General features: G+C 56.3%; 10 protein-coding genes. 6 read left to right on the top strand and 4 right to left on the bottom strand.

Going from position 1 to position 11,340, the window contains the following annotated elements; all coding sequences use genetic code 11:
* Nucleotides 1-1,365: PAAR domain-containing protein (locus KGA88_RS19820; RefSeq protein WP_223593723.1), on the bottom strand; the 1,365-nt coding region annotated here is incomplete at its 3' end.
* Entirely contained in the window at nt 1,358-1,516 is a 159-nt protein-coding gene (locus KGA88_RS19815; RefSeq protein WP_223593721.1) for a hypothetical protein, read from the bottom strand. The genes KGA88_RS19820 and KGA88_RS19815, both read right to left, overlap by 8 nt.
* 371 nt (nt 1,517-1,887) lie before the next feature.
* Between KGA88_RS19815 and KGA88_RS19810 the strand changes: the two genes are divergently transcribed.
* Nucleotides 1,888-2,673, top strand: coding sequence for a transporter substrate-binding domain-containing protein (locus tag KGA88_RS19810; protein ID WP_411740860.1), 786 nt, complete (start codon nt 1,888-1,890; stop codon nt 2,671-2,673).
* Between the two features lie 233 nt (nt 2,674-2,906).
* On the top strand, nt 2,907-3,335 hold the full coding sequence (locus tag KGA88_RS19805; protein ID WP_223593718.1) for a DUF2628 domain-containing protein: 429 nt from the start codon (nt 2,907-2,909) through the stop codon (nt 3,333-3,335).
* A gap of 54 nt (nt 3,336-3,389) precedes the next feature.
* Here the strand turns inward: KGA88_RS19805 and KGA88_RS19800 are convergent, their stop codons facing one another.
* Nucleotides 3,390-3,611, bottom strand: a complete 222-nt coding sequence (locus KGA88_RS19800) for a hypothetical protein (RefSeq protein ID WP_110660628.1) — start codon at nt 3,609-3,611, stop codon at nt 3,390-3,392.
* Nucleotides 3,612-3,765: 154 nt separating this feature from the next.
* On the bottom strand, nt 3,766-7,383 hold the full coding sequence (locus KGA88_RS19795) for a beta strand repeat-containing protein (protein ID WP_223593716.1): 3,618 nt from the start codon (nt 7,381-7,383) through the stop codon (nt 3,766-3,768).
* A gap of 532 nt (nt 7,384-7,915) precedes the next feature.
* Here KGA88_RS19795 and KGA88_RS19790 point away from each other — a divergent pair.
* The 4 genes from KGA88_RS19790 (at nt 7,916) to KGA88_RS19775 (ending at nt 11,242) form a co-directional block, all read left to right on the top strand.
* On the top strand, nt 7,916-9,613 hold the full coding sequence (locus KGA88_RS19790) for a hypothetical protein (protein ID WP_223593714.1): 1,698 nt from the start codon (nt 7,916-7,918) through the stop codon (nt 9,611-9,613).
* Between the two features lie 911 nt (nt 9,614-10,524).
* Nucleotides 10,525-10,743, top strand: a complete 219-nt coding sequence (locus KGA88_RS19785; RefSeq protein ID WP_223593712.1) for a hypothetical protein — start codon at nt 10,525-10,527, stop codon at nt 10,741-10,743.
* 69 nt (nt 10,744-10,812) lie between these two features.
* Entirely contained in the window at nt 10,813-11,040 is a 228-nt protein-coding gene (locus KGA88_RS19780) for a hypothetical protein (protein ID WP_223593710.1), read from the top strand.
* 40 nt (nt 11,041-11,080) lie between these two features.
* Nucleotides 11,081-11,242 (top strand): hypothetical protein, encoded by a 162-nt coding sequence (locus KGA88_RS19775; protein ID WP_223593707.1) that lies wholly within the window; start codon nt 11,081-11,083, stop codon nt 11,240-11,242.
* Nucleotides 11,243-11,340 lie beyond the last annotated feature (98 nt).

Genomic DNA, 11,340 nt, shown 5'->3' with positions numbered 1-11,340 from the left:
ATCCCCCATGTAAGTCGTACCCACCCATGCTCCAACACCTATCAAGGTCGCGACGCAGACAACGCCCCCAATTCCTGTAGAGACTCCAAGTGCCAGACAGGTAGGTCCACTGACATATTTACCTATCTCTGCACCCGCAACTCCACCAAAGGTGGACCCAACAAACTTTCCTCCCTCTGTAAACCTGACCTTCTCGCACGCAGCTCCAGAGTCACCCACACAAACCTCCTGAATAGCCAGCAATGACGAAACCCCGCCAATGCCAATTCCGATGTAACCACCGGTGCTCATGTACTTGGCTGCCCGACTGATTGCATTCACATGGGTTGAATACCCCGGTATCTGCCCAGGCGCCCCAGCCTTATCCCAGTGGTGCACCAGGCTGCGGCTGGAAATTCCGAGAGCCGTCTTCAGTTTGGGGTGATCGCCCAGGGTGGTCTGGCCACGCAGGCGAGTGGAGTTCAGCAGGTGGGCATCCAGTTGGGCGAGCAGCCGCTGGCGCTCGGCAAAGAACTGCGGCGATCGCAGGTGGCCATGCTGACGATAGCTTTCCTGATGCAGGCGCTCCATGGCTTGCAGGGTGTCGCGCAGTCGGGCCAGGTGTTTTTCCATCACCACCGCGCTGACACCGAGCCAGGTCGAAGTCTCGCCGGTAAAACTGCCGATTTCAGCCGCGTGGCGGAACATGAATTCGGCTTCTTCCGGCGTCAGGGGATCGAGTGCCAACTTGACCTGCTGCGCGGCCTGCATCAGTTGCGCTTCCTGATAGGTGCAGGAGGTGTTGTTCGGATCGCCCAGCACGATCATCGAGCCCGCTTTGACGTCACCGAGACCTGGATTCAGCGCTTGAAACTTCCCCATCACGGCCTGATCACGCGAGCCAAAAAGAGTAGCTTCCAACGCCTCCCGGGTGATGCTTTTGGGCACGATATAGAAGCCGGGTTCCTCAGCCAGGGCGCTGCTGAAAGCGGGAGGTGCTGGATGGCTAGCCGAAACGAAACCGGATTGAGCAGGCGCCACCGAGCGACTGCTTACCGCCGGCTCTACCGGTGGAGCGGCTCGCCTGACAACAGGCGATGCCGAACTTTCGTTGCGGTAGCTGGCCGTAGTTACCGAGGGAATCAGTTGAGCTTTACAGGGGCAACCACTATGGCTATCCAACGTGCCGGCCATGGCCTTGCCATGACTGATCATGTGCGAAATGCCGCCGACAATTTTGTAAGTCTCGCCGTCCTTGCCACAGGTGACTCGATCACCATCGCGGGCATGGGCGATGCCATACATCATGATTCGGGTATCGCCATCCAGGACTTTGCCGCCACAGGTGGTCTTGTCGTCCAGTCCAATGAAATATCCCTTACTCATTGGTTTCTGCTCCCTCGATAGAGGGCAGAAAATCCTCTGCCATCGATACACCTTCACGTGCAACGAGCAGGTAACTGCCTTGCAACGTGTTGATGATTTCGTCGCCATTGCAAAGACGGCTACCGACCAGCGCCAGGGGAGGTGCATTCATTTATAACTTCCTTATCGTCATCGATTTGAGTTGCCATCCCTTCTCATTTCGGCAGAAGCGCTGAGCAGAGAGAGTATTTGGCGACGACGAATAAGACGGTGGGACGCTTGCTGAACGCAATCCAACGGCATAGCCAAAATGAACGAATAGGAATTATCGCAATAACAAACAATCCGTTTCCTACAACGGCAATTACCAGAAGTATTTTTTTGCGCAGTGGAGGCCCGCTGTATGTAGTTATTTCACGTTCGAACGTAGTCCGATGGGTTAACTAAAAAACGACATCTTCCCCCGACTGGATTTTTCACACCCATGAAAACTTCACTACACTGCCCCCTTCAAAACCACTCCAGCACAAAAGCCCGATACCAATGAAGAAAATCATAAGAGCAATGATGCTCGGCGGCTTGCTCGCACTCTCCCTTGGCGCCCAGGCAGAACCTTCGCATCTGGACAGCGTCATGCAACAGGGACAACTGCGCGTTTGCACCACCGGCGACTACAAGCCCTACACCTTCAAAGCTGAGGACGGCGAGCATTCCGGCATCGACATCGCCATGGCCCGCGCCCTGGCCGACAGCCTTGGCGTCAAGGTCGAGTGGGTGCCCACCACCTGGAAAACCCTGATGCCCGACATGCTCGCCGGCAAGTGCGACATCGCCATGGGCGGCATCTCGGTCACCCTGGAACGGCAGAAAAAAGCCTTCTTCAGCACCACCCTGGACGTCGATGGCAAAGTCCCCTTGGTGCGCTGCGAAGACCAGGCGCTGTACCAGACCCTCGAACAGATCAACCAGCCCTCGGTTCGCCTGGTCGAACCCGCCGGCGGCACCAACGAAGCGTTCGTCCACGCGTACCTGCCCCAGGCGCAATTGCAGCTGCGCGATAACCTGAGCATCTTCCAGGAACTGCTGGATAAAAAAGCTGATGTGATGATCACCGATGCGTCGGAGGCGTTGTATCAGCAGAAACTCAAACCGGGCCTGTGTGCCGTCAACCCGACGCACTACATGCAATACGGCGAAAAAGCCTACCTGCTTCCCCGCGACGACATCACCTGGAAGCTGTACGTCGATCAGTGGCTGCACCTTGCCAAAGTGACCGGCAATTACCAGAAGATTCTGCGGCAGTGGCTGGCGGTGCCTGAGGGCAGATAACGACGTGCCTGCCACTGGAATAGGTGACCGCCGTCAGGTCGTTTTCCCACAAGACCTGACGCGAGAACCGCATGCCAAGGCCCTTGGCCATACCTTGTTAATTCTCGTTACATGTTTGAAACTACTGTCGCACCGGTAGCAGGCCGGTCATTTGCAAGACGCGTTGACAGGCGCACCGAACGATCATTCGGTCGATGCCTCGACCGAGCAGAACCCTCAAAAAAGGACAGATAATGAGCAGCACGGATGAATTGCAAACCTACAACGTCAGCCCGAAATGGCAAGAACGCTTCGCTTTTTTTGATCAGCACGGCGGCCCCAAAAGCCCCGATTTCAAACTGGCTTTCAAACAGTTGCCAGCGCGCAAGCGCCTCTTGATCAACCTGAACTTCATCGCGTTTTTTTTCGGGCCGATCTATTTTTTCGTACTTGGACTGTGGAAAAAGAACCTGGCGATCATCGCGATCATCGTTGCCCTATCCTTTGCCTTGGCATTGATTTTCACCCTGCTGGGTTATGAAGAAGCACCCAAGGCCTTCAACAGCGGCATGAACGTTGTCTTTGCACTCATGTACGGATTGAGCGCCAACTACGCCTACTACCTGAAACAGGTAAAAGGCTCGCAAGGCTGGAATCCTTTTGAAGGTTTGAGGCTCGTCTGAGTCTCGCCCAGATAGCAAAACGGTGGAAATCACTCCACCGTCTTGCGTCACCGATCAATCGTCGTGCAACAACCCCGAACCATACTCGCCAAAACTGTTGCCTAGCGCACTGCCGTGGAAATTCATCTTGCCGGCGTTGCTGTTGGTGGGCCCCGGGCCAAAGCCGGCGGGTTGTACCGAGTCGGCCGAATAATCGCGCTGAGTGCTTACACCCGAACAGGCGCTCAACAACAAAGCACCGGCAATCAGCGAGACTTTGACGAGGTTTACGATCATCTTTTTATTCCTGAGGGAGTGAGGCGCGGGGACATGACCTTTGGCTGTCATCCTATGCCTCGTCCGTGCCGGGCATCATGAAATGTTGCGCGGCGACAGCATCGGTTCAGGAACCCTGTGCGCCGGGGCTCCATAGAGCCCCGGCGACGCACGATCAGGCAATAATGTCCGTGTTAACGAGCGTCGCAACACCCACCAGGGAAATCTCGAACTCCGCCGCCGTGTCGGCATCGGTGCTGCCGAACAGGATGCCGCCAGCGAAGCGCACCTGCCCGGTCGCATTAGCGCTGAAGGCGTTCGCCCCGATAAAACTGAAGGCATCATTGACGGCGGTGGCCACGTTGGCGTCCAGGGTCGACAGGTCGATTTTGTCGCCCTCGGTGGTTTTGAAATCCCCGATCACATCGCGCAATGTGCCCAGGCCCATTTCGCTCAAGGTGTCGAAGTCGAAACGGTCGGCTCCGATACCGCCAGTGAGCTGGTCAACCCCCGCCCCGCCGATCAGCAGGTCGTTACCGGCCCCCCCATTGAGCACATCATTGCCCGCGCCTCCGATGAGGGTGTTGGCGGTTGTATTGCCGGTCAGGGTGTCGTTGAAATTGCTGCCGGTCAGGTTTTCGAAGGCCAGCAGCGTATCGCTGCCTGAGCCACCGGTGGCCTGGGCAGTCGTTACAGCCAGACTGGCTACTACCGCACTCGCGGCAAAGGCATAAGACGCGGTGTCGACACCATCGCCGCCATTGAGGATGTTGTTGCCGGCCCCGGCAAACAGCGTGTTGTTCAACGTATTGCCGGTACCGTTGGCGGCCGTTGTTGCCAGCAGGCGCAGGTTTTCCACGTTGGCGCCCAGGGTATAGCCAGCCAGGGAACTGTAGACAGAATCCGTGCCGCCGGTGGCCGCGACCGCATTGGTTTCACTGACCACATCGGCGAGGTTATCGACAACATAAATGTCCGAGCCGTCGCCACCCGCCAGTGTGTCTACACCGGCACCGCCATCGAGGGTGTCATTGCCGGCACCGCCATTGAGGACATCATTGCCCGCGCCCCCACTGAGCGTATTTGCAGCCGCATTGCCGGTCAGGGTGTCGTTGAAGTTACTGCCGGTCAGGTTTTCGAAAGCCAGCAGCGTATCGCTGCCCGAGCCGCCAGTGGCCTGGGCGGTGCTGATAGCCAGACTGGCTACCACCGCACTCGCGGCAAAGGCATAGGACGCAGTGTCGATACCGTCGCCACCATTGAGGATGTTGTTGCCGGCCCCGGCAAACAGCGTGTTGTTCAAGGTATTGCCAGTGCCGTTGGCAGCGGTTGTGGCCATCAGGCGCAGGTTTTCAACGTTGGCGCCGAGGATATAGCCCGCCAGCGTGGTATAGACAGAATCCGTACCACCGGTAGCGGCAACCGCATTGGTTTCACTGACCACATCAGCGACGTTATCGACAATGTAGATGTCCGAACCGTCACCACCGACCAGTGTGTCTACACCGGCGGCGCCATCAAGGGTGTCATTGCCGGCAGCGCCATTGAGGACATCGTTGCCCGCGCCGCCACTGAGGGTGTTGGCGGCGGCATTGCCGGTCAGGGTGTCATTGAGATTACTACCGGCCAGGTTTTCGAAGGCCAGCAGCGTATCGCTGCCTGAGCCGCCGGTGGCCTGGGCAGTAGTCACAGCCAGGCTGACCACCACCGCACTCGCGGCAAAGGCATAGGACGCGGTGTCGATACCGTCGCCGCCATTGAGGATGTTGTTGCCGGCCCCGGCAAAGATCGTGTTGTTCAAGGCATTGCCGGTACCGTTGGCGGCCGTGGTTGCCAGCAGGCGCAGGTTTTCCACGTTGGCGCCCAGAGTATAGGCGGCCAGGGAGCTGCTGACGGTATCCGTGCCACCAGTGGCAGCGACCGCATTGGTTTCACTGACCACATCACCGACATTATCGACAACGTAGGAATCCGAACCATCACCACCGATCAGCGTGTCTGCGCCGGCACCGCCATTGAGGATGTCATTGCCCGCGCCCCCGTTGAGGGTGTTGGCGCCCGCATTGCCGGTCAGGACGTCGTTGAAGTTACTGCCGGTCAGGTTTTCGAAGGCCAGCAACGTATCGCTGCCGGAACCACCCGTGGCCTGGGCGGTGGTGACAGCCAGGCTGACAGTCACCGCACTGGTGGCAAAGGCGTAGGACGCAGTATCGACGCCATCGCCGCCATTGAGGATATTGTTACCGGCCCCGGCAAAGATCGTGTTGTTCAAAGCATTGCCGGTACCGTTGGCGGCCGTGGTTGCCAACAGCCGCAGGTTTTCCACGTTGGCGCCGAGGATGTTGGTCGCCAGGAGACTGTTGACCGTATCGATGCCACCGGTAGCCGCAACGGCATTGGTTTCGCTGACGACATCGAACAGGTTATCGACGAAGTAGGTGTCGGAGCCGTCGCCGCCGGTCATCCGGTCTGCGCCGCCCCCGCCGTTGAGGGTGTCGTTGCCAGCGTCGCCGTTGAGATGGTCGTTTGCACTGCCGCCGATAAGAGTGTCGTCACCCGCACCGGCATCGATGACCACGCTTCCGACACCCGCCCAGGTCAGCACGTTGGCCGCGGCATCGCCCGACAGGCCGGTCAGTTTGTTGCCGTTTGCATCGAATCGCTGGAGGTACGTGCCGAAACTTGCCCCGTCCTGGCCAATCGACTCCCAGACAACTACATAACCACCATCAGCCAGCGTGGTCATCCGCGAGATGACCTGGTCGCCCGCCACCGTCGTATTGACCCGGGTCTCCGCACCGACCGCAACGCCACTGGCATTGAAACGCTGAGTGAAAACGCCGGAGGCGTCACCTGGGCCGTTACCCACCCAAGTGACCACGTAGCCACCATCGAACATTGCCGAGACGTGAGCCTCTCCCTGAGAACCAGTGGTTGTGGTATTGACCCGGGTCTGGGTACCGATCTTGCCACCTGCGGAGTTATAGAGCTGGGAAAATACGTCTCTTTGTTCCACTCCGGTAACAGTATTAGGGTAAGACTCCCAGACGAGCAGGTAATTGCCGTTGGCCTGCACAGCGACCATATGCTCGGATTGGATTTCCGCAGAGGGTGTGTTGACCAGGGTTTCCACACCGACCTTGGCGCCAGCCGCGTTAAAGCGCTGGGTGAAGATGCCGTAGTCATCTCCCGGGCCACTCCCCTCCCATACCGCCAGGTAACCACCGTCGGGAACACCAAAAATCTGAGGAAAATCCTGAGGCCCCACCGTGGTGGTGTTGATGTGAACTTCCCCACCGACCTTCACCCCGCTGGCATTGAAGCGCTGCAGAAAAGACCCAAAGTCGCCAGCGGTTTCCTCTGCCCCCCATGTCACCACATAACCACCGTCGGCCAGGGCGGTAATTTCAGGGGAATCGCGAGAGCCTGCCGTGGTTGTATTGACAACAGTTTCACCACCGACCTTGGCGCCGCTGGTGTTGTACTGCTGGGTAAAGATGCACTGCAGCCCCCCGGTATTGAGACCGGACCAGGTCACAACGTAACCGCCGTTCAACAACCCGACCACCGAAGGCTGACTCTGCTCGCCCGCAAGCGTGCTGTTGACCAACGTCTCGCCACCGACCTTGGCACCGCTGGCATTATAGCGCTGGGTAAATATTCCAGTGGCATCGCCAAGACCATTGCCATGCCAGGCGATGACAAAACCACCGTCGATCAATCCATAGATATTCGGATCTTCCTGATCGCCTGCAGTGGTGGTGTTGATTAGAGTTTCACCAAAATTGGGCATGGCATACTCCTGCTGCGAAGGGACGAGGTGGGACGGGGAGAATTTGTCAGATGAGATTAGATGGGTGCCATCAGAATGCTAGCTCGTCTGTCGGCTAGGTGGCTGCTTTGTAAGGGATCCGAGCAAGAAGGATTTTGCAGCGGTGTATTTCGGCAAGGCGATCGTGCTAGTTAGCAATGCAACGCCATTCCCGATTGCGCCCTGGTTTGGCTAATTCTGATTCCCCCCACCTCCCAGTTTCACCGATTCCAGATTCCCAATGTCCGCAGACAACGCTACACATTCCCCACTCTCCCGCCGTTTTTCCGTCACGCCGATGATGGATTGGAGCTTTTGAAAACTGAGAGCACCTAATTTCCCCTCCTGGCGGCCTTAGACTCATTCTGTATCAGTTTTGTCCCACTTCGATTCGTGAGACAGTTGCTTCACACACTCTCGACCTTAAAAAGCGGCCCACAGGGTTATTTTTTTCGCTGGAGAGCCCCAAAGAACATCAAATGAGATAGAAATCTCAATAAGGGAGAGCAATGAAATGGAGAAGTGTTTTGCGGGTGTGTGCTTCTTTCCGCTTGATCTAAACGGGTCTAAGTTTTTCGGCTTCTCGGAGTTTCTGGCCGGACTTGCTCTCATGGTTCTCGCTTGGACAATCGGCGACGTGCGCTACCATTTTCGCGTGCAAACCGCCCCGATCCCCCTCCAACGCGCAACCTTCTCTATCGTTGCTATTGTGGGTGTACTCACTTTATTGACCGACCTATGGCGGGCTCAAGGATGGCTAGTGCCCCAAGGTAATTTGCTTACGCCACCCCTATGGCAGGCTTTCCTCGGAGGAATTTTCCTCCTTACGTTCCTAACCTGGGCATGGTTCGCCTTTATTAGACGACCAACATTTGGGAAGCGGAATGCCGAACGCTACGCGCAGACTTTGTATCGACACATTCTGAAAGGCGATCCAACAGAATTGGCTGTGGTCGCTGACGAACTCACCTACTCGGCAAATGCGCTAGTGCACTATGCGACCGACCGAGGAGTGCTACGAACTCGTCATCGAAAACAGGACGAAGACGAGCTGTTGCCGGACTTACCGAAAGTGGAAGCCTATGCGAACGACATCCTGCTTCTTATTGCCGATAAGCGCCTCTGCCGTGTAATCGTTGAATCCTCATCGGGTACCGCATTGGCCATCTTCGATGAGATGGGCGAGTCGAAAAAATATGACATCCAGGTCGAGATTTTCGCCAAAAATATCGTCAGAGAAGCCCTGCTGAACACAAACTCGTTTCTCTATCATGAAGCAATGGGATATGAATCAGGATTAATTGGTTACCACAAACCGCTAAGCCAAGCGATGTTTGGAAACCATAAGATGGTCGAGACCATTAGGACACTGCTTGATCCTGACGGAGTGGGTAGGTTGAAATGGAGCGCTGTACAGTGGGAGGCCTACTGCAGACTGGTTTTGATAACTCTCCGCGATTATGTGAATAAACCGTACTGGAATCACTCTACCGCCTTTTACCGCGCCAAGGACTACATCGAGAACGCCGTTTCCGGGTTGTACAAGCTGAACGCGGTAGCCAATACTTGGGAAAGCGATGCCGCCCAGTGCCTGCGAGTAGTAATGGACTTCATCAGAAGTGCTGTCGAAATTCTCGATAAAAAGGGAAAACCCGAGCACGTTCGCCTTCGCGTGAGAGTGGAGTATGGCCATCCACGTGAGTCGCTCTACGATGACATTGCCAGCATGATTTTCGCGATCATCTCTCACGCATCGTCTGTTATTTCGCCGCAGTGGGAATGCTGGTCTATCCAGCACAACTCAATTTGGAGCCCTATCACCCGTGAACTCAATGGGCCTAGTGGCCAAGTGATCAAGTTTAAGTTGCGTCGGCTTTTATATAACGAGATCACCGAAATGAACCACTTTCCGAACTTTAAAGGGGCAAAAATTCTCGGGTTCTGTCTGAACGTCATGGGGCTGAAACCACCCAAGGGTGACTACGACAAGGAAAATCGTCCCCTGCACAAAGCGGTTCTCGGCTGGACGAAGAAACAGTACGTCGAACTGCAAATTAATAAACCCCGCGTCGCTGAAGCCTGTCTCGTCGACGGCATCACTTACGATGCTGAGAAGTTGCAAATAGTAAAAACTTATCCAGCGAACGGGCTTCGAAGCGAAACGAGTTATGTCAGTCTTCAGCTCGCCCCTCCCCAACCACTAAAGAAATGAGCGTCGTGTTCCCCATATACATTCCTGAGATAACACATCGTCTCGTTGTCAGATTCCCAAGCGGATAACGATGGTTCGACTCCCTTCACCCGCTCCACTAATTTCAAGGCCTCCAGCGGTGCACGTACGTGACTGCAATCAGTTGGGGCTGTATTGGGGTCCGTTAGTGTGTTTGTACGCACAAAACAGCAGATGAACCTGGCCAGCACCCTCCCCTAGGTGCTTTCGGCTTTTCATGTTGCCCCCTCGGAAATCGGTTAGGACTGTTAGTTTTTGACTGACAGCCCTGAAAGCCTTGTCCTGTGCGGCTTTGCGGCGACCTCCGCAGGTTAGGTTTTGGTTAGCACTGGGTTGTTTCCTAACCTTTATAGATGTTAAAAATACAGCAAATAAATTCCTTATATATCAACAACTTACAAACCTTCAAGTTAACCATAACCAACCCCTCAAAGTTAGCCAGCAGCCCCAGCAAATACGGGCCCCCTCAGCACACCTCGCACCCCACCTTGAAAAACTAACCCCTTTCCCGAGCGACTTCTGAAAATCGCCGCCTGAGCCCGCCATGACAAGCCTTGGCATTTACCCCACTCGTGCAGGGATCCGCAGGCTTTTTCCACCCCCCATTCACGGACACAGCCCCCAGCCTTGGTGGGTTTTGGCCGCGTGCAGGCTTGCAGAAAAAACGACATATTTAGCCCGCAGGCGTGGCGGGGGGGACGACGGCGCGCGCCAGGAGCTCCCCGCAGGCTGGCCGCGGCTGAGCCGGGACAGCTCGGATTGATCACGGCGTGGCTGAACAACGGAGTGGTTGTGCAAGACGAAAACAGACGGCCCATGCTCCAACCAGGCGAAAGTGCAAAGGAGCCTGCGACCTGTAACAATCATGTTAACCAAGCAAAGGAGCCCCAAGCATGACCGACACCCTGGCTGATCTTGTCCGTCAGCAACTGGCGCACATCCGAGCCCAACTTTCAGGAGCCGAAGCCGCACTGGCGCGGATTCGCGCGCATGGCGACCCCCGACATGCTGAGGTCGAAGCCAAGACTCGTCAGCAGATTGAAGCACTGAGCGCCAAGGCCGAGTCCTTGACGCAGCAGCTGGAGGACGCTTCGGACCGGGTGTTGCACTAAGCTAGTACCGGAAATACTTTTCCACCTGAAAGGAACCCGCCCCTCGATGGGCCGAGGAGCTGTGTCGCAATGCGTATAACGTTTGGTAGTGCCTGCCGCAATTCATGCTTCGCAGCAGTTGTGTATTTCCTGTACGTAGGATCCGAGCAAGGGTTTGATGTCTTCGGCTGGTACGGGGTTGGGTGGTCGCGCGGTGATTGGGTTGCGTTCGTGCTGCTCGCTGGCTTATTTCCAATCGTACTGTTTGGCGAATGGTGGAGTCAGCGCAAGCAGGCGAAGGCGAAGGCCGGCGAGTGAGCGTTACGAATAACGAACTGAATAGAAAGGAACCCCGGCCATGAACGAGCCGAACAGTTCCGCCACCCTGGTCCGTGCCCAGGAGCAGATTGCCAAGATCGCCGGCGCCGAGTCGTATACCGCTGTTGATCTACGGAATCTCTGGGCGCGAGGGTACATGGAGGCGTTGTACGTCGAAGGACTAATCGACTGGGCCGAATAAGGCCGCCTAAACGATGCGATCGACCAGCGCAAGGCCGAATTGCAGGCCGTCGAGGCGAGACCCGCGCGTTTCGAGTAACGCGCACTATATTGAATAGG

This window comes from Pseudomonas sp. A-R-19 (assembly GCF_019956575.1).
GTDB lineage: Bacteria > Pseudomonadota > Gammaproteobacteria > Pseudomonadales > Pseudomonadaceae > Aquipseudomonas.
This window is presented reverse-complemented; position numbering and strand designations above follow the sequence as displayed.